This window comes from Ferrovibrio sp. (assembly GCF_017994015.1).
GTDB lineage: Bacteria > Pseudomonadota > Alphaproteobacteria > Ferrovibrionales > Ferrovibrionaceae > Ferrovibrio.
The window spans coordinates 21,365-44,898 of record NZ_JAGOLP010000004.1 but is presented as its reverse complement, the minus strand read 5'-3'; the positions used below and the strand labels follow the sequence as shown (position 1 = coordinate 44,898).

At 62.7% G+C, this 23,534-nt stretch carries 24 protein-coding genes; 11 read left to right on the top strand and 13 right to left on the bottom strand.

The annotated features are described in order from the left end of the window. Window positions 1–26 precede the first annotated feature (26 nt). Genes KBB36_RS04070 through KBB36_RS04035 form a run of 8 tightly spaced genes read right to left on the bottom strand, consistent with a single transcriptional unit; the run spans window position 27 to window position 6,146 of the window. Complete coding sequence (locus KBB36_RS04070) at window positions 27–635, bottom strand: glutathione S-transferase family protein (RefSeq protein WP_290977245.1); 609 nt, start codon at window positions 633–635, stop codon at window positions 27–29. Next, entirely contained in the window at window positions 622–1,545 is a 924-nt protein-coding gene (locus KBB36_RS04065) for an alpha/beta hydrolase (RefSeq protein WP_290977243.1), read from the bottom strand. The genes KBB36_RS04070 and KBB36_RS04065 overlap by 14 nt, the downstream gene beginning before the upstream one ends. Then, complete coding sequence (soxA, locus tag KBB36_RS04060; RefSeq protein WP_290977240.1) at window positions 1,542–2,279, bottom strand: sulfur oxidation c-type cytochrome SoxA; 738 nt, start codon at window positions 2,277–2,279, stop codon at window positions 1,542–1,544. Before soxA ends, KBB36_RS04065 begins: the two co-directional genes overlap by 4 nt. Beyond that, entirely contained in the window at window positions 2,276–2,596 is a 321-nt protein-coding gene (gene soxZ, locus KBB36_RS04055) for a thiosulfate oxidation carrier complex protein SoxZ (protein ID WP_290977238.1), read from the bottom strand. Before soxZ ends, soxA begins: the two co-directional genes overlap by 4 nt. A 2-nt stretch (window positions 2,597–2,598) precedes the next feature. After that, on the bottom strand, window positions 2,599–3,045 hold the full coding sequence (locus tag KBB36_RS04050; protein WP_290977236.1) for a SoxY-related AACIE arm protein: 447 nt from the start codon (window positions 3,043–3,045) through the stop codon (window positions 2,599–2,601). Between the two features lie 4 nt (window positions 3,046–3,049). Then, a complete protein-coding gene (gene soxX / locus KBB36_RS04045; RefSeq protein ID WP_290977234.1) occupies window positions 3,050–3,505 on the bottom strand; it encodes a sulfur oxidation c-type cytochrome SoxX in 456 nt (151 codons plus the stop codon). After that, window positions 3,502–5,682, bottom strand: a complete 2,181-nt coding sequence (locus KBB36_RS04040; protein ID WP_290977231.1) for a molybdopterin cofactor-binding domain-containing protein — start codon at window positions 5,680–5,682, stop codon at window positions 3,502–3,504. Before KBB36_RS04040 ends, soxX begins: the two co-directional genes overlap by 4 nt. 14 nt (window positions 5,683–5,696) lie before the next feature. Beyond that, window positions 5,697–6,146 (bottom strand): (2Fe-2S)-binding protein, encoded by a 450-nt coding sequence (locus KBB36_RS04035; RefSeq protein WP_290977228.1) that lies wholly within the window; start codon window positions 6,144–6,146, stop codon window positions 5,697–5,699. A 186-nt stretch (window positions 6,147–6,332) separates the two neighbouring features. On the opposite strand from KBB36_RS04035, the gene pyrC reads away from it, so the two are divergent. Then, window positions 6,333–7,370 (top strand): dihydroorotase, encoded by a 1,038-nt coding sequence (gene pyrC / locus KBB36_RS04030; RefSeq protein WP_290977225.1) that lies wholly within the window; start codon window positions 6,333–6,335, stop codon window positions 7,368–7,370. 159 nt (window positions 7,371–7,529) lie between these two features. Here the strand turns inward: pyrC and KBB36_RS04025 are convergent, their stop codons facing one another. From KBB36_RS04025 to KBB36_RS04010, 4 genes are read right to left on the bottom strand one after another with little or no spacing between them, the layout of a single operon-like run. After that, the gene (locus KBB36_RS04025) at window positions 7,530–8,705 is read right to left on the bottom strand and encodes an FAD-binding oxidoreductase (RefSeq protein WP_290977222.1); all 1,176 of its coding nucleotides are present in this window, start codon (window positions 8,703–8,705) and stop codon (window positions 7,530–7,532) included. A gap of 32 nt (window positions 8,706–8,737) precedes the next feature. Beyond that, the gene (locus KBB36_RS04020; RefSeq protein ID WP_290977219.1) at window positions 8,738–9,046 is read right to left on the bottom strand and encodes a putative quinol monooxygenase; all 309 of its coding nucleotides are present in this window, start codon (window positions 9,044–9,046) and stop codon (window positions 8,738–8,740) included. Between the two features lie 43 nt (window positions 9,047–9,089). Next, complete coding sequence (locus KBB36_RS04015; RefSeq protein WP_290977216.1) at window positions 9,090–9,770, bottom strand: SDR family oxidoreductase; 681 nt, start codon at window positions 9,768–9,770, stop codon at window positions 9,090–9,092. A gap of 4 nt (window positions 9,771–9,774) precedes the next feature. Next, entirely contained in the window at window positions 9,775–10,212 is a 438-nt protein-coding gene (locus tag KBB36_RS04010) for a heme-binding protein (protein WP_290977213.1), read from the bottom strand. 196 nt (window positions 10,213–10,408) lie between these two features. Here KBB36_RS04010 and KBB36_RS04005 point away from each other — a divergent pair, with 196 nt between their 5' ends. The 10 genes from KBB36_RS04005 to KBB36_RS03960 all read left to right on the top strand — a co-directional run bounded on the left by KBB36_RS04005 (window position 10,409) and on the right by KBB36_RS03960 (window position 21,261). After that, entirely contained in the window at window positions 10,409–11,395 is a 987-nt protein-coding gene (locus KBB36_RS04005; protein WP_290977210.1) for a TRAP transporter substrate-binding protein, read from the top strand. Between the two features lie 76 nt (window positions 11,396–11,471). Beyond that, complete coding sequence (locus KBB36_RS04000) at window positions 11,472–12,053, top strand: TRAP transporter small permease (protein ID WP_290977208.1); 582 nt, start codon at window positions 11,472–11,474, stop codon at window positions 12,051–12,053. Next, window positions 12,053–13,372, top strand: coding sequence for a TRAP transporter large permease (locus KBB36_RS03995; RefSeq protein ID WP_290977207.1), 1,320 nt, complete (start codon window positions 12,053–12,055; stop codon window positions 13,370–13,372). Before KBB36_RS04000 ends, KBB36_RS03995 begins: the two co-directional genes overlap by 1 nt. 103 nt (window positions 13,373–13,475) lie before the next feature. Beyond that, window positions 13,476–14,663 carry an aminotransferase class V-fold PLP-dependent enzyme gene (locus KBB36_RS03990; RefSeq protein WP_290977205.1) on the top strand — a complete coding sequence of 396 codons (1,188 nt, stop codon included), beginning with the start codon at window positions 13,476–13,478 and terminating at the stop codon, window positions 14,661–14,663. A 3-nt stretch (window positions 14,664–14,666) separates the two neighbouring features. After that, window positions 14,667–15,887: a CoA transferase gene (locus tag KBB36_RS03985; protein ID WP_290977203.1), complete on the top strand. Its 1,221-nt coding sequence runs from the start codon at window positions 14,667–14,669 to the stop codon at window positions 15,885–15,887. Further along, the gene (locus KBB36_RS03980) at window positions 15,884–16,666 is read left to right on the top strand and encodes an enoyl-CoA hydratase/isomerase family protein (protein WP_290977202.1); all 783 of its coding nucleotides are present in this window, start codon (window positions 15,884–15,886) and stop codon (window positions 16,664–16,666) included. Before KBB36_RS03985 ends, KBB36_RS03980 begins: the two co-directional genes overlap by 4 nt. 15 nt (window positions 16,667–16,681) lie before the next feature. After that, window positions 16,682–17,371 (top strand): GntR family transcriptional regulator, encoded by a 690-nt coding sequence (locus tag KBB36_RS03975; RefSeq protein ID WP_290977201.1) that lies wholly within the window; start codon window positions 16,682–16,684, stop codon window positions 17,369–17,371. A gap of 4 nt (window positions 17,372–17,375) precedes the next feature. Beyond that, a complete protein-coding gene (locus tag KBB36_RS03970; RefSeq protein WP_290977199.1) occupies window positions 17,376–20,393 on the top strand; it encodes an FAD-binding and (Fe-S)-binding domain-containing protein in 3,018 nt (1,005 codons plus the stop codon). Window positions 20,394–20,458: 65 nt separating this feature from the next. Beyond that, window positions 20,459–20,740: a DUF1778 domain-containing protein gene (locus KBB36_RS03965; RefSeq protein ID WP_290977197.1), complete on the top strand. Its 282-nt coding sequence runs from the start codon at window positions 20,459–20,461 to the stop codon at window positions 20,738–20,740. Between the two features lie 119 nt (window positions 20,741–20,859). Beyond that, on the top strand, window positions 20,860–21,261 hold the full coding sequence (locus tag KBB36_RS03960) for a GNAT family N-acetyltransferase (protein WP_290977195.1): 402 nt from the start codon (window positions 20,860–20,862) through the stop codon (window positions 21,259–21,261). 47 nt (window positions 21,262–21,308) lie between these two features. Here the strand turns inward: KBB36_RS03960 and KBB36_RS03955 are convergent, their stop codons facing one another. Next, the gene (locus KBB36_RS03955; RefSeq protein WP_290977192.1) at window positions 21,309–23,459 is read right to left on the bottom strand and encodes a malate synthase G; all 2,151 of its coding nucleotides are present in this window, start codon (window positions 23,457–23,459) and stop codon (window positions 21,309–21,311) included. Between the last annotated feature and the right edge of the window lie 75 nt (window positions 23,460–23,534).

Sequence of the window (23,534 nt, the reverse complement as noted above, 5' to 3'; positions counted from 1 at the left end):
CGCCAGCAATCTAATCGCAATACATTCTAGGCCCGCGCCGTCGGCCGGCTGCTGACGCGGGCGAACCAGGCTGTGAGATGGGCCAGTTCCGGCGGCACCGGCAGCTTGCAAGCTTTGGCCACGATCAGCGCGCATTGCGCCGTGATATCGGCCACGCTGTAGCTGTTGCCGGCTATGTAGTCGCGGCCAGCGATTTCACCATCCAGCCAGGCAAAGCGCTTGAGCAGCAGGTCGCGGCAGCTCTGGCCGTAATCGCCATATTGCGTGATGCGGCCATCCCAGAATGGATGCGTGTGCAGGAACACGCTGGTGGTTGGCACCAGGATTTCCAGTTCCATGCGGCGGTTCCACATCTCCACCTGTGCGCGCTCCAGGGCGGTACGGCCAAGCAAGGCCGGCTCCGGATGCAGTTCCTCAAGATAGCGGCAGATCGCCATCGATTCCGCTATGATGGTGCCATCATCCAGTTCCAGCACCGGCAGGGTGCCGAGCGGATTCTTGGCCAGAAATTCCGGGCGGCGGTTTTCGCCCGCCTCCATGTCGATATCCACCGTCTCGCAATGCAGGCCCTTTTCGGCCATGAAAATACGCACGCGGCGCGGATTCATCCCGGCTTTCAGATTATAAAGTTTCATCCCGTCCCTCCTTTTTTTCACCCAGAAAGGCCAGCAATTCGGCCAGCGTTTCCTCGGGCAATTCTTCCTGCAAGGTATGGCCGCAAGGCAGCGCCCGGCCGCGCACATCCACGGCTTTCTCGCGCCAGGTTTGCAGCACGTCATAGAGCGCGCCCACCACCCCCTTGGCACCCCATAGCGCCAGCACAGGCGCCTGGATACGCGCCTCGGCATCGGCAGCATCATGCTCCAGATCAATGCCGGCAGCGGCGCGGTAATCCTCGCAGATCGCATGGATCGTCGCCGGATCACGGTAGCAGCGCAGATATTCGGCGAATAATGCCGGCCCGGTGGCGCCCGGCGTCTTGCTCTGGCCGTTGATATGGTGGCGCAGGAAAAATTCCGGATCGGCGCCGATCATGCGCTCCGGCAAAGGCGCCGGCTGGATCAGGAAGAACCACCAGAAATAGCGCGTGGCAAAGGTCTTGTCGGTGCGGGCATACATCGTGGCAGTGGGCGCGATGTCGATCACGCACAGCTTCTGCACCAGGATGGGAAAATCCAGCGCCATGCGATGCGCCACACGGCCGCCGCGATCATGCCCCACCACGCGGAACTGCTGATGGCCGAGCCGGCGCATCAGCGCCACCTGATCGGCCGCCATGGCGCGTTTGGAATAATCCCCCGGATCCGGCTTGGCACTATCGCCATAGCCGCGCAGATCGGCGGCAACCACGCTGTAATGTTCAGCCAGGGCCGGCGCGATCTTGTGCCAGGTGGCATGGGTTTGCGGATGGCCATGCAGCAGCAGCAAGGGCGGGCCGCTGCCGCCAAGCGCCGCCCGGATGCGGATGCCGTTTTCCAGCGCCACATCCACCAGCCGGAAACCGGCCAGGAAGGGTGACGCGCCGCATTCCGTGATATCGCTCATGGCCGCACCGCCGGGGTTTCCACCGGCATGCCGCGCGCACGCTCAACAAGATACAATTCCAGTTCGATCATCGCATCCGCATCATAGGCAAAAGGCTCGGCCCGCAAGCCGATCATGCAATTGCGCAAGCGGCGCTGCAAGGAACCCAGGCCCTGCCATTCCAGGCGATAAAGCGGATAGCCGGTCGGGTGGCCCTGCGGGATGATGCTGCCGGCCAGGCGGCGGCCGGCATTGTCGTCATGGCATTGCACACAGGAGAAATTCAGTTGCCCGATGCGCTGGCGATACAGCATCGCGCCGCGTTGGCGATGCGGCGCCAGTCGCGCATCATCCGGCGGCGCCAACGGCAGGCCGCGCGATTGCTGGCCGATCAGCGCCGTCAGCGCCAGTATCTCGTCACTCTCCGGCGCAAACGGCGCCTGGCCCTGATGCCGGCTGCGGCAGGCATTTACCCGCCGCGCCAGATCAAAAACCTTTTCGCTGGCCGCATCATAAGCCGGATAGCGCGCCGCCACGCCGCGCATGGCTTGCGGCGCGCCATGGCAACTGGCGCAAGCAGGCGAGCCGCTGTTCCACAAAACCTCGCCCTCCGCCACCCACAACATGGCTGGATTGAGCGCATCATCCTGCTGCATCGCCTGGGTTTCGCGGCTCATATCGGCAAAGCCCGAGCGGCGCTCATCGGCCTGCACCGGCCCGGCCAGCAACAGCAGCAGAAAAACCAGACGTTTCATGCCACGATGATGGCCATGGTTTCGCTCTGGCGGAAGCCGTTATCGCCTTCCCAGGTGAAGCTCAGCGTGCCGCTCTGGGTGGCGATGGTGGTGAAGGCAATGAACGGATTGGCGGCGATGGCCTGATAGAGATCAGCGCGGAACACTTCCTCGCCGGCATAATGGCAGGTGAAGCGGCGGATGATGTCGCGTGGCGCCACTGTGCCATCCGGTCCGGGGCGATAGCCGGTTTCCATCACATGCGAGATCATGGTCTTGATCTCGATCACCTCGCCCTTGCGGGCATTGCGGGGAAAGTTGATCAGCGCGCGCGCCATGTTCAGCCCTCCACACAGGCAGCCAGTGTGACAATCACCTGTGCGCTATCCTGCCACAGGCTGCCATCGCTCATCTCGGCAATCGCCGTCACCGCCTGCGAGGTTGCCAGCCGCATGCGGGTATAAACCATGGCACGGCCGGCACGCGGGCCAAGATGGAACACCGCGACCTGCGGCTGCGGATTGGCTTCAGTGAACAAAGCCATGCGGCGCACATGATCGGCGGCAGTCATCGGGCTGTCGGCCTGCAAAGTGACCGGCACGGTATTGCCATTCTCCACCAGCGGCGCAATCTCCAGCTTGATGCGGCCCTGGCGCAACGGCGCTTCGCCTACCAGTTCACGGATCGCCGCCTGCATGGCTGCCGGCGTGGCCCGCGCCGGGTGGGCCACAATGGAGAATACCGGCAGCAAAAGCGCAGCCCCCAGCAGCCGGCGCCGGCTCGGCATGGTTTCAGTCCCGCAAGGTGGCAAGGAAGGCGACCACATCCTCGATCTCCTGTTCATTCAACACCGGTCTGCCGGCCCAGGCCTTGCCGACCAGCACCAGATCGTCGGTGCGGTAATAGGACGGCATCAGTGTGGCCGGATTGAGACGGCGGCTATCGGCGATGCGCAGCCGCAACTGTGCCACATTCCAGCGCGCGCCGGCGCCGGCCAGACTGGGCGCCAGATTGCCCTGGAAACGCTGCTCCGGAAACGGCCCGTTATGGCAGAGCAGGCATAGCCCTTTCTGACGATCCGCCACGATAGCGCGGCCGCGCTGTGCATCGCCAGCAAACCCGCCCAAAGCCAGCGGGATGCCATCCTGCACCACCTGGATTTGCTGCGCTGCCGCCTGTATTTGCTGCGCTGCCACTGGCTCGGCCAGCATCATCAGCAGCGCAGCAATACCATAGCGCAGCCTCACGCCGATTTAAGGTCGTGATGCTTGAGCGGCAGGGTGCGTATACGCTTGCCGGTGGCGGCAAAAATCGCGTTCAGCACCGCCGGCGCCGCCACCGCGATGGTTGGCTCGCCCACACCGCCCCAGAAACCGCCCGATGGCACCGTCACGGTTTCCACCGCCGGCATCTCGTCCATGCGCAGCATCGGATAGGTATCAAAATTCTCCTGCTCGATACGGCCATTGGCCACCGTGCATTCGCCATGCAAAGCCGCCGTCAGGCCATAAACGAAAGAGCCTTCGACCTGGGCCGCAACCTGCTGCGGATTGACCACATAACCTGGATCAGTGGCGGCGACGATACGATGCACCTTGATCTGCCCGGCTTTCGACACGCTGACTTCGGCACAGGCGGCAACATAGGAGCCGAAGCCCATGGTTTGCGCCAAGCCACGGAACACGCCGGCAGGCGCCGGCTTGCCCCAGCCGGCCTTTTCCGCCGCCGCATTCAGCACCGCCAGATGTTTGGGATGATTTGCCATCAGCTTGCGGCGGAATTCCAGCGGGTCCTTGCCGGCGGCCTGGGCCAGTTCATCGATGAAACATTCCAGGTAGATGGTGTTCTGGTTCAGGTTGACGCCGCGCCAGAAGCCCGGCGGCACATGCGGATTGCGCATGGCATGGTCGATCAGCAGGTTGGGGAAAGTATAGCCGATGGCGGCTTCTGCGCCGCCCGGATTGAGGCCCTGGAACACCACGGGATCGACGCCGTTGCGGATATTCTGCGGAAAGATGCCGGCCAGAATCGATTGCCCGGAGATACGCATATGCAGTGCGGTCACCTCGCCCTGCTCATCCAGTGCCGCGGTCATCTTGCATTGCGTGATCGGATGATAGCGGCCATGCAGCATATCCTCCTCACGCGACCACAGCAGCTTCACCGGCACGCCCGGCATTTCCTTGGCGATCAGCACCGCCTGACGCACCCAGTCATGCACCGCGCCACGCCGGCCGAAGCCGCCGCCGAGATGCAGCTTGTAGACTTCGCATTGCGCTGGCGGCAGGCCGGCAGCTTCGGAAGCCGCTGCCAGCGCCGCCTCGCCATTCTGTGTCGGCGTCCACACTTCGCATTTCTGCGCCGTGTAAAGCGCCGTGGCATTCATCGGCTCCATGCAGGCATGATTCTGGAATGGATAGCCGTAGGTGGCCGTCACTGTGCGCTTGGCCGAAGCCAGCACTGCCAGCGCATCACCCTGCTTGTTGCCCACGGCGGCTTCCTTGGCATCCAGCCCTTCGCGCAGGAAAGCGGCGATGCTTTCGCTGCTGGCCTTGGCATGCGGGCCTTCATCCCATTCGATCGGCAGTGCATCCAGGGCGCTCTTGGCGCGCCACCAGCTATCGGCCACCACCGCCACGGCGCTGTCGCCGACCCGCACCACCTTCTTCACCCCCGGCATGCGCAAGGCCACGGCTTCGTCAACGCTTTTCACCTTGCCGCCAAAAACCGGGCAATCGCGGATTGCCGCATTGAGCATGCCGGGCAGTTTCAGATCGGCGCCATAAACCTGCTTGCCGGTCAGCTTGTCCAGCGTATCCAGCCGCTTCACCGGCTGGCCGGCGATTTTCCAGTCCTTCGGGTCTTTCAGCACCACGTCGGTTGGCACCGGCAGCCTGCCGGCAGCGGCGGCCAGTTCGCCATAGCGTAATTTGCGGCCGCTGGGTTGATGCGTCACGATGCTGTTGGCGGCTACACATTCCGCCGCCGCCACCTTCCAGTGTTCGGCTGCGGCCTGAACCAGCATGAGGCGGGCCGCCGCGCCGCCCTTGCGCACATACTCATGCGATTCACGGATGCCCCGACTGCCGCCGGTGGAGAAATTGCCCCAGGCGCGGTTGCGCGCCAGATTCTGACCCGGCGTCGGGTATTCGGTGGTCACCTTCGACCAGTCGCATTCCAGTTCCTCGGCCACCAGCTGGGCCAGGCCGGTGAGTGTGCCCTGGCCCATCTCGGAACGGGCAATGCGGATCACCACGGTATCATCCGGCTTCACCACCACCCAGGCATTGATCTCGGGCGGCATGGCGCCGGCATTTGCCATCTTGGCCTGGGCCGGAATATGGAAGCCGACACACAGCCCGCCGATGGCGGCGCCGGAACCGGCGAGGAAATGGCGGCGCGAGAGCGGTTTCAGCATGGTCATGACTTGCTCTCCCTTCAGCCGGCCGCCGCCGCCTTGATGGCGGCGCGGACGCGGTTATAGGTGCCACAGCGGCAGATATTGGTGATTTCGGCATCGATATCGGCATCGGTGGGTTTCGGCTTGCTCTTGAGCAGGGCGGCAGCGGCCATGATCATGCCGCATTGGCAATAGCCGCATTGCGGCACATCCAGCGCTGCCCAGGCTTTCTGCACCGGATGCGAACCATCCGGCGACAGGCCTTCGATGGTGACGATCTTCTGCTTTTCGTCAAAGCCGGCAGCCGGCATGGCACAGGAGCGCATCGCCTCGCCATCCACATGCACCGTGCAGGCGCCGCATTGCGCCACGCCGCAGCCATATTTGGTGCCGGTCAGGCCAAGCTGCTCGCGCAAAACCCAGAGCAAGGGGGTATCCTCCTCGGCCTGGTATTCCACAACGCGACCATTCACATTCAGCTTGGCCATGATTGTCCTCCGGGATGTCTTCTTATTGGTGGGGCGAATTGCCAGCCAGCCTAGCCTCGGGCGGAACAGGCAGCCAGTAACATTTCCGCAAGCGGATAAAACGCCCCGCAATACCCGCGCCCGCACTGGCCGTAAGCCGCGCTTTTTGCCAAAATGGACAAAATTGTTGCAGGAGCCTTGAGCATCATGAGCGCGAACGAGTTGGTCATCACCAAGCCCGACGATTGGCATGCGCATCTGCGCGACGGCGACGTGCTGGGCACCGTGGTGCCGCACACGGCGGCCCAATTCGGCCGCGCCATCGTGATGCCGAATCTCAAGCCGCCCGTCACCACCGCGGCCCAGGCCCTGGCCTATCGCGACCGCATCCTGGCCGCTTTGCCGGCCGGCAGCGATTTCCAGCCGCTGATGACCGCCTACCTGACTGACGAAATCGCGCCCGAGGAAATCCGCCACGGCCATGAAACCGGCGCCTGGGTGGCAGCCAAGCTCTATCCGGCCGGGGCCACCACCAATTCACAGCATGGTGTGACCGATATCGCCAAAATCCGCCCGGTTCTGGCGATGATGGAACGGATCGGCATGCCTTTGCTGCTGCATGGCGAGGTGACCGACCACAGTGTTGATATCTTCGACCGCGAGAAGGTGTTCATCGACCAGATCCTGATCCGGCTGCTACAGGATTTTCCGGAACTGAAAGTGGTGATGGAGCATATCACCACCGCCGAGGCGGCGGCTTTTGTGCAGGCACATGCGCCGCAACTGGCAGCCACCATCACGCCACATCACCTGATGATCAACCGCACGGATATTTTCACCGGCGGCATAAGGCCACATTTCTACTGCCTGCCGATCGCCAAGCGCGAGGAACACCGGCTGGCTTTGCGCCGCGTCGCCACCTCGGGCGATGCCTGCTTTTTCCTCGGCACCGACACGGCGCCGCATGCCGCGCATACCAAGGAAGCCGCCTGTGGCTGCGCCGGCATCTTCAACGCGCCCACGGCGATGCAGTGTTATGCCCAGGTGTTTGAGGAGGAAGGTGCGCTCGACCAGCTCGAAGCCTTCGCTTCGCTGAACGGCCCGCGCTTCTATGGCCTGCCGGTGAATAGCGGCAAGCTGACCTTGCGCAAGGCTACACAGCAACAGCCTGCCGAAATCCCGCTCGGCAGCGACCGCCTGGTGGTATTCGCCGCCGAGCAGCCGCTGCGCTGGAGCATCGGCTGAAGCCGGATTGCCCTCTCGTTCGTCATCGCCGGGCTTGACCCGGCGATCTGTTTTTTGCCAGACAAAAATTCAGCCGACCGGGCAGAAAGGGATGCGCGGATCAAGTCCGCGCATGACGACGGGGATGAGCGAGGCAGCCGCGAAGCTCCCGCCTTTGCGCTAGATAATATTCTTCTCGATGATCGGCTGGTTGCGCAGCAGGCGCTCCGGGCCAAGTTCGGAAAGATCCAGGCTGCGATAGCCGCCATGCAGGATCAGTTCGGCCACGCCGCGCCCGGCGGCGGGCGATTGCTGCATGCCATGGCCGCTGAAGCCGTTGGCGAGATAAAAATTCTCGAAGCCCGGCGCGCGGCCGATAATGGCATTGTGGTCGAACAGGTTCATGTCGTAATGCCCGGCCCAGGCATTGACGAACTTGATCGCCTCGAAGGCTGGCACGCGCTCGGCCAGAGCCGGCCACACCACGTCTTCAAATAGCCCGTAATCAACCTCAAGCGAAGCATGTTGCTCGGGTGTATCACCATCACGCGGCGGCGCCCCGGCAATGAAATAAGCGCCTTCCGGGCGGAACCAGACGCCGGATGTATCAATCAGCAGCGGACAATCAGGCAGGCTGTCCTTGCAGGAAAACACAAACACGCAGCGCCGCTCCGGCACCAACGGAAAATCCAGGCCGGCCATGGCGGCCAGCTTGCCGGCATGCGGCCCGGCGGCATTGACGGCATGGCCACAGGTCAGGCTGTCGCCATTCTCCAGCCTCACACGGCTGACGCGGCCGGCGGCATGCTCCAGCGCTACAACATTCTGCGCCATATAGACCACGCCGAGCGCGCGTGCCTTGTTGCGGAAAGCCTGCAACAGGCCATAGCCATCGAACCAGCCTTCATCGCGCAGGCCCAGCGCGCCCAATGCCAGATCACCCGTGGCGAGCCAGGGAAAACGCGCCGCCAATTGATCCGGCGTCAGCAATGCGATGTCGGCGCCATGAGCGCGCTGGATAGCGTTATTTTCCGCCAGCACCGCCGCACCGGCCGACGTGGCGAGGTAGAGATAACCAGGCTCAACCAGGCCGATGGCCGGCTGCTCGCCATCCACTGCCAATACCTCAGGCAGCCGGCGCAGGAATTCGATGCCGAAGCGCGAGATGGCGATATTCACCGGGGTGGAAAATTGCTGCCGGATCGAGGAAGCCGAAAGCGCCGAAGATGCGGTCTTGTAGCTCGGATCACGCTCCACCACCGCCACGCCAAGCTGCGGCGCCAGCGCCTTGAGGTGATAGGCCACGGACGAGCCGATCACCCCGCCGCCGATGATGACAACATCGTAACTGGTCATAGATTTATCGTGCCGGGATTTGTTTTATGGCGTCAGGCCGGGCCGAGCACATGGATGGCGCGGTTGGCGATCAGCGGCTTGGCCTTGGCGGCATAGTCCTGCATATGCGGCGCCACGGCATGGGCGCGCAGATGCTCGATGCTTTCCCACTTTTCGATCACCACAAAGCTGTCATCGCCAAACCGCGCCTGCGCCTTGCCGATGGCATCGATATCCACCGCCGCGCCATATTCGATGCAGCCGGCTTCGGCCAACACTGCCGGCACATTGGCATTGAACAGTTCCAGCAGGGCGGCGCGCTGGCCGGGCTGGGCGGTGATGACGGCGACAACATGGATCATGGCGGTTCCCTCGGGCTGATTCGCCGGCAAAATTAGCGGCTTTTCAGCGTGGCGCCCAGCCGCCGCAGACCGGGAATATCTGGCCGACGAAGCAATTGGCGGCCGGGCTGCATAGATAGGCGGCGAATTCAGCATCTTCCTGCGGCGCCACCAGGCGGCCAAGCGGCACCTCGCGTTTGAGCCGTTCCTGGAAACGCGGATTCTGCTGCACGCTCTCTGGAAAATAGGTCGGGTTATCAACAAAGTTCTGCGCGATGGCGTTGACCTGCACTTGCTGCGGCGCCACTTCCACGCCCAAAGCCTGGATATAGGCCAGTTGTGCGCCGCGCGCCGCGCTGTAGGTGGAGGCATTGCGCATGCCGCGCAAAGCCGAGGCGCTGCCCATCAGCAGAATCTTGCCGCTTTGGCGCGCCAGCATCTGCGGCAGCACGGCGCGGCAGAGCCGTGGCAGCGGATCGACCATATGGGCGAAGGCCATGCGCCATTCATCTTCCTGCACCTGCACCGCCGGGGTGCTAGGCGCCGGAATTGCCAGATTGGCCACCAGTACATCCACATGCCCGGCAGCCGCGATCAGTTGCGCCGGCAAGGCCGGGTCGGCAAGCACACGATCATCGGCAATCACCACGGCGCCATGGGCGGCAAAGACCGCGCAAAGCGTCGGCCCCATGAATGTATCGGCCTGGGTGATCACCACCCGCTTGCCGGCCAGCATGCCGCTCATCGGTTCAATCCACGCCCGGATCGGCCGCCAGGCCGGCAGCCTGGATGCCGGCAATGGCGGCGGCCTCGTCGTTATCCGATGTATCGCCGGAAATCCCCACCGCGCCGATCACAGCGCCACCGGCATCGCGGATCAGCACCCCGCCCGGCACCGGCACCAGCGCGCCGCCCACCACATGGCTGACGGCGGCGATGAAATAATCCTGCTCGCGGGCGCGCTTGTGGATCGAACGCGAGCCAAGGCCGAGCGCCAGGGCACCAAAAGCCTTGCCCTGCGCCACCTCGGCGCGTTTCAGGCTGGTGCCATCCTCGGCCAGAAAGGCCTTGAGCGCGCCGCGCGCATCCAGCACGGCAATTGCCAGCGGCTTCAGCCCGGCCTTGCGGCCATGCAATTGAGCGGTATCGAGAATCTGGCGCGCGGCGGCCAGGCTGAGGTCGGTCATGATCGGCTCCGAAACGGCGAAACAACACAAGCGTGAGACAATAAAACAGTATTGCCTTGCCAAAGTCGAAATAATTTGCATTCATAATTCAAAATTACCCCTGGCACCGGGAGCCAGGTTCGCGATCAACGCCTGTAGCAATGGCAACCGGCCCTTCGGGCCCAAAAATTTTTGAGGAAACCCCAAGGAGGAACCAATGGGACAGATGGTCCGCTTCGCCTGCACTTTTCTCGGTACAGCCCTGTTTGCCGCTGCCGCCAGCGCCCAGACGCTGGAAATCAAGCTCGGCCATGTCGGCGAGCCGGGCTCGCTGTTTGACGTGACCAGCCAGGAATATGCCAAACGCGCCAATGCCAAACTGGGCAATGCCGCCAAGGTAACCACCTATGGCTCAAGCCAGCTCGGTGGCGATACCGAATTGCTCAAGAAGCTCAAGCTCGGCACCGTCGACCTGGCGCTGCCCTCCACTGTAATGACCACTGTGGCGGCGGAATTCGGCGTGTTCGAAATGCCCTATCTGGTGCAGGATCGTGGCCATGCCGCGCGCATCCGCGAGGCCGTGATCAAGCCCACGCTGGTACCGATTGCCGCCAAGCAGGGTTACGACATCATCGCCGTTTGGGAAAACGGCGTGCGCCATATCACCAACAGCAAACGCCCGATCAAGCAGCCGGATGACCTGAAGGGCATCAAGCTGCGGGTGCCGCAGGGTGTGTGGCGGGTGCGCATGTTCCAGGCCTATGGCGCAACACCCAGCCCGATGGCGCTATCGGAAGTGTTTGTAGCCTTGCAGACCGGCGTGATGGATGGCCAGGAAAATCCGCTGGCGCAGATTTATCCGTCGCGCTTCCAGGAAGTGCAGAAATATCTCTCCATGTCGGGCCATGTTTACACCCCGGCCTATCTCACCGCCGGCCGCTCCTGGGCCAAATATCCGGCCAATGTGCAGAAGGCGCTGAAAGACACCGCTATCGAAATGGAACCAGTGGCGTTGGATATTGCCGCCAAGCTGGATGATGAGTTGCTCGGCAAGATGAAGGCCGCCGGCATCACCATCAACGAGGTGGACAAGGCCGCTTTTGTTGCCGCCAGCAAGGGCGTTTATGAGCAGTTCGCCAAGGAAGTGCCGGGCGGCAAGGAACTGGTCGACAAGTCACTGAGCCTGGTCAAGGGCGGCTCCTGATCCGACACGACATGGCCCGCCGATATAAACCGGCGGGCCATTTAGTTCCGTCACGTTGATTTTTGAAAGCCAAAGCATGTCCGCCACCTCTGCTTACCCTGCGCCGCTGCTGCCTTTCCGGCGCGGCTATGACCGCTTGCTGGAAGTGATCTCCGCCTTCCTGATGGCGGCGCTCACCATCGTCATCGTGATGGGCTTTGTATTTCGCGCCATCGGCCTGTCATTGGTGTGGTATGACGAAATTGCATCCATCGGCCTGTGCTGGCTGACATATTACGGCAGTGCGCTGGCCGCCCTGCGTGGCGCCCATATCGGCTTTCCCGGCATCGTCAATGCCTTTCCGCGTGGCCTGCGCGTTGCAGCGGCTTTGTTTGCCGAAGCCGTGGTGATCGGCTTTTTTATTCTGCTGGCTGTCACCGGCATTGAGGTGGTGGATATTCTCAAAGGCAGCACAATGGTGTCGCTGCCGGGGGTTTCATTGCAGATAACCCAATCGGTGATCCCGGTGACGGCGATTTTGTTCATCATCGCCGAATTGCTGCGCCTGCCCGATGTTCTGGCAGCGGCGCGCGGCGGCGGCTTTGAAGATCATGAATTGAAGGAGGCCCTGGAGAATCTGGAAAACGGCAATCCGGCCGATAAGGGAGGGCAGCGCTGATGTCTGGCATCATGCTCTATATGCTGGTTGGCCTGTTCGCCCTGGTGCTGCTGAATGTGCCGATCGCCATTGCGTTGGGCGTTGTGGCCGTGGTGGCGATCTGGACCAGCCAGGGCAGCGACATGCTGGTGAATACCGCGCTGGTGATGTATGAGGGCGCCACCAATTTCCCGCTGCTGGCAATCCCGCTCTTCATCCTGGCCGGCGGGGTGATGAATTCCTCGTCCATTTCGCGCCGCCTGATCGGGCTGGCGACCGCCTTGCTGGGATTCATTCGCGGCGGCCTGGCCATGGTCACGGTTGGCGCCTCGATGTTCTTTGCCGAGATTTCCGGCTCGGCGGTGGCTGGCGTGGCGGCGCTTGGCTCGCTGCTGATTCCGGCAATGAAAAGCCGTGGCTATAGCAAAGAATTCGCCGCCGCCGTCACCTCCTCGGCTTCCAGCCTGGCGATCATCCTGCCGCCGTCGATCCCGATGATCCTGTATGCCGTGATGGCCCAGGTTTCGGTGGTCAAGATGTTCATCTCCGGCCTGCTGCCCGGCCTGCTCGGCGGCTTCGGCCTGGCAGTGGCCAGCTATATCTATGCGCTGAAATACAAGTTTCCGGTGGAGCAGAAATTCCATTGGAGCAATCTGGTGCAGGCCACCAAGGAAGCAGCCTGGGCGCTGATGCTGCCGGTGATCATCCTGGGCGGCATTTTCGGCGGCTTTGTCACCGCGACGGAAGGCGCCGCACTGGCAGTGGTGGCAGCCCTGTTCATCTCCATCGTGATCTACCGCGAACTGGATCTGAAGGCGCTGTACAAGGCGCTGGTGGATGGCGCGCTGCAAACCGCCGTGGTGATGCTGCTGGTGGCGGCTTCCGCCCTGGTCGGCACCTTCCTCACCGAAAGCCAGGTGCCGCAGGCTCTGGCGCGTTCGATCTCCAGCTTCACCACCAATCCTTATATGGTGCTGCTGCTGCTCAACATCCTGTTCCTGATCCTGGGCATGTTCCTGCATTCGGCCGCGGCGATCATCCTCACCGTGCCGGTGGTGCTGCCATTGATCCAGGAGGTGGGCATCGACCCGGTGCATTTTGGCCTGGTGCTGACCCTTAACCTGGCCATCGGCCAGCAAACCCCGCCGGTCGCCTCAGTGCTGATCGCTTCATGCTCCATTGCCAAATCGGATATCTGGGAAACCACCAAGGCCAATATCGGCTTCCTGGTGGTGCTGCTGACCGTGCTGATGATCTGCACCTATGTGCCCTGGCTGGCACTGGCGCCGACGCAATGGTTCTATGGCGATCCCAGCATCGGCAGCATACCAGGCAGTTGAGGTATCAGGATTTTGCATTCATAATGCATTTTTTGCCGGGCAGGATTGTTAACCGGTCAGTAGCGTAGCGTTCAAACGAAACAAAAAAGGACGGAACAACATCATGGCCAGCAATGCCGCACGCAAGGCAGGGCGTCATTTTCTGCAAATCCCTGGCCCCACCCCGGTGCCGGAGCGGATTCTGCGCGCCATGGACATGCCGACCATCGACCATCGCGGCCCGGATTTCCAGAAACTGGGCCGCCGCGTGCTGGAAGGCATGAAAACCATCTTCCGCACCAGCAATCCGGTGGTGATCTACCCGGCTTCCGGCACCGGAGCCTGGGAAGCGGCGCTGGTGAATGTGCTGTCGCCCGGCGACAAGGTGCTGATGTTTGAAACCGGGCATTTCGCCACACTCTGGAAAAACATGGCCGGCAAGCTGGGGCTGGATGCCGAATTCATCGCCGGTGACTGGCGCACCGGTGCCGATCCGGACGCCATCGAGGCCCGCCTGCGCGACGACAAGGCGCAGGCGATCAAGGCGGTTTGCGTGGTGCATAACGAAACCTCCACCGGCTGCGTCTCGCCCATTGCGGCGATCCGCAAGGCGATGGATGCGGCAGGGCATCCGGCTTTGCTGATGGTGGATACCATCTCCTCGCTGGCCTCGATTGACTACCGGCATGACGAATGGGGTGTGGATGTCACCATTTCCGGCTCGCAGAAGGGCCTGATGCTGCCGCCCGGCCTGTCGTTCAACGCGCTTTCCGACAAGGCGCTGGCCGCCGCCAAGGCCTCGCGCAGCCCGAAGCTGTTCTGGTCGTGGGAGGAAATGCTGCCGCATAACGCCAAGGGCTTTTTCCCCTACACACCCGGCACCAACCTGCTTTACGGCCTGGCCGAAGCCATCGACATGCTGCATGAAGAGGGCCTGGAGAATGTGTTTGCCCGCCATGACCGCCATGCCGAGGCGACGCGCCGTGCCGTCACCGCCTGGGGGCTGGAAATCCTGTGCCGCAAGCCAGAGGATTATTCCTCGTCGCTCACCGCCATCCTGCTGCCGGAAGGCCATAATGCCGATGATTTCCGCCAGGTGGCGCTGGAGCATTTTGACATCTCGCTCGGCACCGGGCTGGGCAAGGTGCAGGGCCGTGTCTTCCGCATCGGCCATCTGGGCGATACCAACGACCTGACCATCCTGGGCGCATTGGCCGGGGTGGAAATGGGCCTGGGCTTGGCCAAGCTGCCGCATAACAAGGGCGGCGTGCAGGCGGCGATGGATTATCTGGCGCAGCAGGCCGGAGCCTAAGGAATGAACGCCACCGCCGAAAAGCCGCGCCCGCTGCCGCTGGAAGGGGTGCGGGTGCTGGATGTCAGCCAGGTGATGGCGGGGCCGTTTTGCAGCATGTTGCTGGGCGATCTTGGCGCTGATGTGATCAAGATCGAGCCGCCCGGCAGCGGCGACCAGACCCGCAGCGCCATGGGCTTCAAGCTCAAGGGCAATGACAGCCTGGGCTTCCTCAACATGAACCGCAACAAACGCTCGATTGCGATCAACCTGAAAAGCCCGGCTGGCCGGGAATTGTTTCACGACCTGGCGAAAACCGCCGATATCCTGGTGGAGAATTACCGCCCCGGCGTGATGCGCAAGCTGGGCTGCGGCTATGACGATCTGCGTCCGCTTAATCCCAAGCTGATTTATGCCAGCATTTCCGGTTTTGGCCAGAGCGGCCCCTGGGCCGACCGGCCGGGCTTTGATCTGATGGCCCAGGCGATGTCGGGCGTGATGAGCGTGACCGGCCATCCCGGCAGCCCGCCGGTGAAGGCCGGCGTGCCGGTGGCCGATATCGGTTGCAGCCTGTTCACCGTCTATGCCGTGCTGGCCGCCTATATTGGCGTGAAGAATGGTGGTGAGGGCCAATATATCGACGCCGCCCTGTTTGATGCCGCGCTGGCCTTCTCGATCTGGGACACGGCGGAATATTGGGGCACCGGCCGCGAGCCGGAACCGGTTGGCACCGCCAACCGGATGAGTGCACCCTATCAGGCGGTGCGCTCCAAGGATGGCTGGTTCGTGATGGGCGCCACCAATCAGAAACTGTGGCTCAAACTCTGTGATGTGATGCAGCGTCAGGATTTGGCCGCCGACCCGCGCTTCATCGACAATCCGGCGCGGCTGGCCAATCGCCCGGTGCTGATCGAGGAACTGGAAAAGACTTTCGCTGAAAAGACTTCGGATGAATGGGTGGACATATTACTGGCCGCCGGCCTGCCGGCCGGCACCATGTATAGCTACCCGCAGGCCTATGCCAGCGAACAGGGCCGCGAACGCCAGATGCGCATGGAAATCGCGCATCCCATTGAAGGCAGCGTGCCGAATATCGGCTTTCCGGTGAAGCTGCGCGGCACACCGCAGCAGGTGCGGCGCCATCCGCCGCTGCTGGGCGAGCATACCGAGGCAATCCTGGACGAATTGGGCCTGGATGAAGCGGCGCGCCAGCGGCTGCGAGCCGGCGGAGCATTTTTGCCATGAGCCCGGGCGATCCAGCCGGCAGCACCGATCTAGTGCTGGATGGCGCCATTGCCCATGTCACCTTCAACCGCCCGGCGGCGCGTAATGCCATGACCTGGGCGATGTATGAGCAGCTTGCCGCCGCCTGCGCCGCCATTGCCGCCAACCCGGCGATCCGCGTGGCGGTGTTGCGCGGCGCTGGCGGCAAGGCCTTTGTGGCCGGCACCGACATTGAGCAGTTCCAGCATTTCAATTCAGGTGAGGATGGCATCGCCTACGAAAAGCGCGTGGATGAGTTTGTTGGCGCATTGGAAAGCCTGCCGATACCGACCCTTGCTGTGATCGAGGGCTGGGCCGTGGGCGGCGGCATGGCACTGGCCAATGCCTGCGACCTGCGCCTTGCCACGCCGGGCAGCCGCTTTGGCGTGCCGATTGGCCGCACGCTGGGTAATTGCCTTTCCGCTGCCAATCTGCGCCGGCTGTGCCTCAAGCTGGGGCAAGCCTGGGTCTGCCGCATGCTGCTGGCAGCCGAAATGCCTGAAGCCGAAACGCTACCATCTGGCTATGTGGAAATCGTGCCGCCCGATGCGCTGGAGGAACGGATCACCACCCTGGCTGGCCATATCGCGGGCTTGGCGCCGTTGACCTTGCAGGCCACCAAGGAAGCGTTGCGCCGCCTGGGCAATGACGCGCAAGCTGCAGATGCCGATCTGGTCCGCCAGGTTTACGGCAGCGAAGATTTCCGCGAAGGTGTTGCCGCTTTTGTTGCCAAGCGGACACCGCGCTGGTCCGGCAGCTGAAACAAGGGGCAGGCCATGGCTGATATTGTAGAGATCCCCCGGTTGGGATTGCATGATCAGGTGGCGGCGCGGCTGCGCACCATGCTGGTGGAAGGTTTGATCCAGCCCGGCGCCAAGCTGAATGAGCGCGAACTTTGTGAACGCCTGGGCGTATCACGCACGCCGTTGCGTGAGGCGATCAAGCTGCTGGCCGCCGAGGGTCTGGTGGACCTGCTGCCCAATCGCGGTGCCATCGCCGTGAAGCTGACCGAAGCCGATGTGCTGAACACCTTCGAAGTACTGGCGATGCTGGAAGGCATGTCTGGCGAATTGGCGGCACAACGCATCACCGATGCCGAACTGACCGAAATCCGCGCCCTGCAATACGAGATGATGGCCTGTTTCGCGCGCCGTGATCTTTCCGGCTATTACCGCATCAATGCGCGGATTCATTCTGCGATCAACAATGCGGCGCGCAATCCGGTACTGGGCAATGCCTATCGCGCCATCAATGCGCGGGTGCAGTCGCTGCGTTTCCGCACCAACCAGAATGAGACCAAGTGGCAATTGGCGGTGCAGGAGCATGAGCAGATGGTGGAGGCTCTGGCAGCGCATGATGCGGCGGCAATGAAAGCCCTGCTGGTGCAGCATCTGTATCGCAAGCGTGACACCATCCTGGACCTGCTGCGGGCCGGCGAGATTTATCCGGCAAACCTGAAAGCGTGAAGTGATGTCTGCTGCCCCACAGCACCATACCGATACCAGTGACCTGCTGGCCCGCCGGCTGCAAAACGAAACTGAAGGCGAGGTGTTGTTCGACCTGCCCTCGCGCGGCCGTTATGCCACCGATGCCTCGATCTACCAGATCATGCCGGTGGGTGTGCTGGTGCCGAAGACCGAAGCCGATATTGCCAGCGCCATCGACATCGCCCGTGACATGAAAGTGCCGGTCTTGCCACGCGGCGGCGGCACCAGCCAATGCGGCCAGACCACCGGCACCGCCCTGGTGATCGACAATTCCAAGCATATCCGCAACATCCTGGCATTGGATGTGGAGCAGCGGCAGGTGACGGTGCAGCCCGGCATGGTGCTGGATCATCTGAATGCCGCGCTCAAGCCGCATGGCCTGTGGTATCCGGTGGATGTTTCCACCTCGGCCCAGGCCACATTGGGCGGCATGGCCGGCAACAATTCCTGCGGCTCGCGTTCCATCGCCTATGGCAACATGGTGCATAACGTGCAGGGCATCAGTGCCTGGCTGTCGGATGGCCGCCTGCTGGATTTTGGCCCGGTGCCGCAACTGAGCAGCGCTGCCCGCGAAATCGCCATCTTCGCCGAAGCCCTGGCACGCAGTTATGCCGGCGAGATTGCCGCGCATTGGCCCAAGGTGATGCGTCGCGTCGCCGGTTACAATCTGGATATCTTCGATAACCAGAGCGAACGGCCCTACACCGCCGACAACAGTGTGAACCTGGCGCATCTGCTGGTGGGCGCCGAAGGTACCCTGGCCTATACCCGCAGCCTGACCCTGAGACTTGCCGAATTGCCGCGCGCTAAAGTTCTGGGCGTGGTGAATTTCCCCACCTTCCGCGCTGCCATGCAAGCGGCGCAGCATATCGTCAAGCTTGGCCCCACGGCGGTGGAGCTGGTTGATCGCACCATGATCGAACTGGCTTTGGCCAATCCGGCTTTCCGCCCGACCATGGAAACCGCGCTGATCGGCCGCCCGGCGGCGATCCTGCTGGTGGAATTTTCCGGCGACAGCCGCGAGCCTTTGCTGCCCAAATTACGCCAGCTGGTGGAACTGATGGGCGATCTCGGCCTGCCCGGCAGCGTGGTGGAAATGCCCGATGATGCGCGGCAGAAAAACCTGTGGGAAGTGCGCAAAGCCGGCCTCAACATCATGATGAGCCTGAAAGGCGACGGCAAGCCGGTCAGCTTCATCGAGGATTGCGCCGTGCCGCTGGAACATCTGGCGGATTACACCGATGCGCTGACCGAGGTGTTTGCCCGCCATGGCACACGCGGCACCTGGTATGCCCATGCCTCGGTGGGCACACTGCATGTGCGCCCGATCCTGGATATGCGCCGCGCCGGCCCGGAAGGCGGCGCAGCTAAAATGCGCGCCATCGCCGAGGAAGCCGCCGCCTTAGTGCGGAAGTACAAGGGCGCCTATAGCGGCGAGCATGGCGACGGCCTGTGCCGTGGCGAATGGATCGAGTGGCAATTCGGCCCCAAGCTGAATGATGCCTTCCGCGCCATCAAGCAGCAGCTTGATCCGCTCAACCTGTTCAATCCGGGCAAGATCATCGACCCGCCGAAGATGGACGATGCGAGCCTGTTCCGCTTTCCCTCGGAAGCCGCGCCCAAGCCCTATCGCCGTATCGCGCTAAAGCCCAAGCTGGATTGGTCAGCATGGAATCTGCAAGCCGATGCCGTGACCGAAGCCACCACGCCGCCGGGTAGCGGCGGCGACAGCACCGGCGGCCTGGCGATGGCCGTGGAGATGTGCAACAACAACGGTCATTGCCGTAAATTCGATGCTGGCACGATGTGCCCGAGTTATCGTGTCACGCGCGACGAGCAGCATCTGACCCGTGGCCGCGCCAACACTTTGCGGCTGGCGCTTTCCGGCCAGCTTGGCCCGGACGCCTTCACCAGCGAGGCGATGCGCGAGACTTTGGATCTCTGTGTCTCCTGCAAGGGCTGCAAGCGCGATTGCCCCACCGGCGTTGACATGGCGAAGATGAAGCTGGAATTCCTGGGCCATTACAAAGCCCGCCATGGCCATTCACTGAAAGACAGGCTGATTGCGCATCTGCCGGATTATGCCGCCAGCGCCAGCCGGCTGCCCTGGCTGTTCAATCTGCGCGACCAGATACCCGGCGCGGCGAAACTGAGCGAGACTTTGCTGGGCCTTTCCGCCCGGCGCAGCCTGCCGCGCTGGCGCAGCGACACCTTCTGGCGCAGCGCGCAGGATCTGGGCTTTGCTGATCAAGCCGCCACCATCGCCGCCGGCGCCAAGGGCGTGGTGTTGTTTGTGGATACCTTCAATGGCTTTTTCGAAAGCGAGAATGCCCTGGCGGCTGCCCAAGTGCTGCAAGCTGCCGGCTATACACTGCATCTGCTGGAAAAAGCCGGCGGCCAGCATTGCTGCGGCCGCACCTATCTGGCTGCCGGCATGATCGACGCCGCCAAGGCCAGGCTGGGCGCGCTGCTGGATGCCGCCCTGCCGCTGGCCGAAGCCGGTCTTGCCATAGTTGGCCTGGAGCCTTCCTGCCTGCTGACCCTGCGCGATGAAGCCTTGTCGCTCGGCTTTGGCCCCAAGGCCGAAACCGTGGCCGGCCAGGCCATGCTGTTTGAGGAATTCCTCGCCCGCGAGGCCAAGGCCGGGCGTTTTGCGCCGAAACTGAAACCGGCAGCGCAGCCGATCCTGCTGCATGGCCATTGCCACCAAAAGGCCTTCGGCGCGGTCAATCCGATCCTGGATGTGCTGAAGCTGATTCCCGGCGCCAAGCCGGAACTGATCGAATCTTCCTGTTGTGGCATGGCTGGCAGCTTCGGCTATGAGGCCGAGCATTACGACATCTCGATGCAGATGGCCGAATTAAGCCTGCTGCCGGCCATCCGCAAGGCACCCGATGCCATCCTGGTGGCGGACGGCACTTCCTGCCGGCACCAGATTGCCGATGGCACCAGCCGGCAAGCGGTACATGTCGCCCGCCTGCTGGCGCAATTGCTGGTCTAAACGCCCCCTTGAAATGTACTCACAAATGGATCACATTTGTGAGTACAGCGACAAGGAGAATTGTCATGCCCCGTATGGCGGAAGCCAAGGACGACCGGCTCCAGGTGCGCCTGGATGCTGAAGCCAAGCACATGCTTCAGCGCGCCGCCAGCTATCGCCACAAAACGGTCAGCCAGTTTGTGCTGGCAACGGCGCTGGAAGAGGCGGAAAAGGTCATCCGCGAGAATGAGGTTGTTACCCTGTCTGGCCCGGACTGGAAAATCTTCTATGACGCACTGACCAACCCGCCGGAGCCCAATGCAGCTTTGCGCAAGGCATTCGCCAAGTACAAAAAGCTGACTGGATGAGGCCGGCGCAAACGCCCTGGCAAATTACGCCGTTCGACAGCAAGACCCATGATCGGGCGGGCTTCTCGTGCGGCAGCCCTGATCTGGACAGGTATATTCGAGAACATGCTTCGCAGGATGTGAAGCGGGATGTGGCCCGCGTCTTTGTTGCCCTGAAAAATAACACCTCAACGCTCTGCGGCTATTACAGCCTGAGTGCCGCCAGTTTCCAGCGCGACAGCCTGCCGCCCGATCAGGCGAAGCGCCTGCCGCACTATCCGGTGCCGGCCGCCCTGCTCGGCCGGCTGGCTGTTGATCACAGCATGAAGGGCAAGGGGCTCGGGGCCTTCCTGCTCATGGATGCGCTGAACCGCATCCTGCTGGCAACGCAAACACTCGCTGTAAATGCCGTGATCGTGGATGCAAAGGACAATGCTGCCGCAGCCTTCTACCGCAAATACGGTTTCATTCCGTTCAACCGCAGCGAAAAACGGCTTTTTCTGCCAATGGCGACCATACGGCGTCTGGCCGGCGGGACGTAGGAAGAAACCAACGCCCCGCTGACCAAGCAGATAATTCAACCCAAGCCCTACGCCGTCTGCGCCTTCACTTTCTGGCGGAAGGAATGCAGCAGCGGCTCGGTATAGCCATTGGGCTGTACCAGGCCCTCAAAAACCAGGGCGCGCGCGGCCTGAAAAGCCAGGCTGCTTTCTGGATCAACCGCCATCGGCTGGTAGAGCGGATCGCCGGCATTCTGCGCATCCACCTTGGCCGCCATGCGCAGCAGGGCCGCATCCACCTGCTCGGGCGTGCACAGGCCATGCAGCAGCCAGTTGGCGATATGCTGCGATGAGATGCGCAGGGTGGCGCGGTCTTCCATCAGGCCAATATCATGGATATCCGGCACCTTGGAGCAGCCGACGCCCTGATCCACCCAGCGCACCACATAGCCCAGAATGCCTTGGGCGTTGTTGTCGAGTTCGTCGCGCACATCCTGTTCGGAATAGTTCCGGCCCACGGCCAGCGGCAGGGTGAGCAGGTTGCCGAGCGGCGGCACGCCTTCGCGCGCCACTTCCTCGCGGCGCTTGAACACATCCACGGCATGATAATGCGTGGCATGCAGGGTGGCGGCGGTGGGGCTTGGCACCCAGGCGGTGTTGGCGCCGGTGCGCGGATGGCCGATTTTCTGCTCCAGCATGTCCGCCATCCGATCCGGTGCCGCCCACATGCCCTTGCCGATCTGCGCCTTGCCGGACAGGCCGCAGGCAATGCCGATAGCGACATTGCGCGGCTCATAGGCATTGATCCAGGCGCTGGATTTCATCTCGGCCTTGCGCACCATCGGGCCGGCCTGCATGGCAGTGTGCATCTCGTCGCCGGTGCGATCCAGGAAGCCGGTATTGATGAACACGATGCGGTATTGCACAGCGGCGATGCAGGCCGCCAGATTGGCCGAGGTGCGGCGCTCCTCGTCCATCACGCCCACCTTTACCGTGTGGCGCGGCAGGCCGAGCAGATCCTCGATGGCATCGAACAGCCGGTTGGTGAAAGCGCATTCCTCCGGGCCATGCATCTTCGGCTTGACGATATAGACCGAGCCGGCGCGGCTGTTGACGAAGCGGCCCTGGCGCTTGAGATCGTGGATCGCAATCAGGCTGGTGACGATGCCATCCAGGATGCCTTCAAACGCCTCGTTGCCATCGGGCAGCCGGATCGCCGGGTTGGTCATCAGATGGCCGACATTGCGCACAAACAGCAGCGAGCGGCCGGGCAGGCTGAGCCTGCCGCCATCCGGCGCGGTATAGTCGCGATCCGGTTCAAGGGCGCGGGTGATGCTGCGCCCGCCCTTCTCAAAGCTGGCTTCCAGATCGCCGCGCATCAGGCCCAGCCAGTTGGCATAGGCTTCCACTTTATCCTCGGCATCCACCGCCGCCACCGAATCCTCCAGATCGACGATGGTGGTGAGGGCTGATTCCAGGATCACATCGGCCAGGCCAGCCGGGTCGGACTTGCCAATCGGATGTGTGCGGTCCAGCACCAGTTCGATATGCAGGCCGTTATGCTTGAGCAGCACCGCGCTGGGCGCCGCCGCATCGCCGCGATAGCCGGCAAAGGCCGCTGCATCGCGCAGCGCCGGCTCCAGCTTGCCGCCCACCACGCGCCAACCGGTCACCTCTGCATGGCTGCCCTGGGCCAGCGGCACGGCGGCATCCAGAAACGCCTTGGCCTTGGCAATCACCAAGGCGCCGCGCGCCGGATCGTAGCCCGGCTTGGTACCGGGCAACTGCGGAATCGCATCGGTGCCGTAATAGGCATCATACAGGCTGCCCCAACGCGCATTGGCGGCATTGAGCAGGAAACGCGCATTCAGCACCGGCACCACCAATTGCGGCCCGGCCATCACGGCGATTTCGGGATCAACATTCTCGGTGGCGATTTTGAACGGCGCCGGCTCGGGCACCAGATAGCCGATCTCACGCAGCAAGGCCTCATAGGCAGCGGCATCATGCGGCTGGCCGGCGGCGCGACGGCCCTGGTGCCAGGCATCGATGCGGGCCTGGAGATCATTGCGCTTGGCCAGCAAGGCACGGTTTTCCGGCGTGAAGCGGGCGTAGATATCGGCCACACCGCGCCAGAAGGCGGCGGCGTCCAGGCCGGTGCCGGGCAATGCCTTGTCCTCAATGAAGCGGGCCAGCGAAGTGGCCACATGCAGGCCGGCGCGGTCTACGGTCTCGGTCATGGTCGTTTCCCCTATGCGATGGCGGCAGCATAGCCTTTGCTACATTCTTGCAAAAGCCGGCAATAATTGAACACA

Excerpts from the sequence above, each read along its gene's own strand:
- KBB36_RS04070 (WP_290977245.1), bottom strand. The coding sequence starts at position 635 with ATGAAACTTTATAATCTGAAAGCCGGGATGAATCCGCGCCGCGTGCGT.
- KBB36_RS04065 (WP_290977243.1), bottom strand. The coding sequence starts at position 1,545 with ATGAGCGATATCACGGAATGCGGCGCGTCACCCTTCCTGGCCGGTTTC.
- soxA (WP_290977240.1), bottom strand. The coding sequence starts at position 2,279 with ATGAAACGTCTGGTTTTTCTGCTGCTGTTGCTGGCCGGGCCGGTGCAG.
- soxZ (WP_290977238.1), bottom strand. The coding sequence starts at position 2,596 with ATGGCGCGCGCGCTGATCAACTTTCCCCGCAATGCCCGCAAGGGCGAG.
- KBB36_RS04050 (WP_290977236.1), bottom strand. The coding sequence starts at position 3,045 with ATGCCGAGCCGGCGCCGGCTGCTGGGGGCTGCGCTTTTGCTGCCGGTA.
- KBB36_RS04040 (WP_290977231.1), bottom strand. The coding sequence starts at position 5,682 with ATGACCATGCTGAAACCGCTCTCGCGCCGCCATTTCCTCGCCGGTTCC.
- KBB36_RS04035 (WP_290977228.1), bottom strand. The coding sequence starts at position 6,146 with ATGGCCAAGCTGAATGTGAATGGTCGCGTTGTGGAATACCAGGCCGAG.
- pyrC (WP_290977225.1), top strand. The coding sequence starts at position 6,333 with ATGAGCGCGAACGAGTTGGTCATCACCAAGCCCGACGATTGGCATGCG.
- KBB36_RS04025 (WP_290977222.1), bottom strand. The coding sequence starts at position 8,705 with ATGACCAGTTACGATGTTGTCATCATCGGCGGCGGGGTGATCGGCTCG.
- KBB36_RS04020 (WP_290977219.1), bottom strand. The coding sequence starts at position 9,046 with ATGATCCATGTTGTCGCCGTCATCACCGCCCAGCCCGGCCAGCGCGCC.
- KBB36_RS04015 (WP_290977216.1), bottom strand. The coding sequence starts at position 9,770 with ATGAGCGGCATGCTGGCCGGCAAGCGGGTGGTGATCACCCAGGCCGAT.
- KBB36_RS04010 (WP_290977213.1), bottom strand. The coding sequence starts at position 10,212 with ATGACCGACCTCAGCCTGGCCGCCGCGCGCCAGATTCTCGATACCGCT.
- KBB36_RS04005 (WP_290977210.1), top strand. The coding sequence starts at position 10,409 with ATGGGACAGATGGTCCGCTTCGCCTGCACTTTTCTCGGTACAGCCCTG.
- KBB36_RS04000 (WP_290977208.1), top strand. The coding sequence starts at position 11,472 with ATGTCCGCCACCTCTGCTTACCCTGCGCCGCTGCTGCCTTTCCGGCGC.
- KBB36_RS03995 (WP_290977207.1), top strand. The coding sequence starts at position 12,053 with ATGTCTGGCATCATGCTCTATATGCTGGTTGGCCTGTTCGCCCTGGTG.
- KBB36_RS03990 (WP_290977205.1), top strand. The coding sequence starts at position 13,476 with ATGGCCAGCAATGCCGCACGCAAGGCAGGGCGTCATTTTCTGCAAATC.
- KBB36_RS03985 (WP_290977203.1), top strand. The coding sequence starts at position 14,667 with ATGAACGCCACCGCCGAAAAGCCGCGCCCGCTGCCGCTGGAAGGGGTG.
- KBB36_RS03980 (WP_290977202.1), top strand. The coding sequence starts at position 15,884 with ATGAGCCCGGGCGATCCAGCCGGCAGCACCGATCTAGTGCTGGATGGC.
- KBB36_RS03975 (WP_290977201.1), top strand. The coding sequence starts at position 16,682 with ATGGCTGATATTGTAGAGATCCCCCGGTTGGGATTGCATGATCAGGTG.
- KBB36_RS03970 (WP_290977199.1), top strand. The coding sequence starts at position 17,376 with ATGTCTGCTGCCCCACAGCACCATACCGATACCAGTGACCTGCTGGCC.
- KBB36_RS03965 (WP_290977197.1), top strand. The coding sequence starts at position 20,459 with ATGCCCCGTATGGCGGAAGCCAAGGACGACCGGCTCCAGGTGCGCCTG.
- KBB36_RS03955 (WP_290977192.1), bottom strand. The coding sequence starts at position 23,459 with ATGACCGAGACCGTAGACCGCGCCGGCCTGCATGTGGCCACTTCGCTG.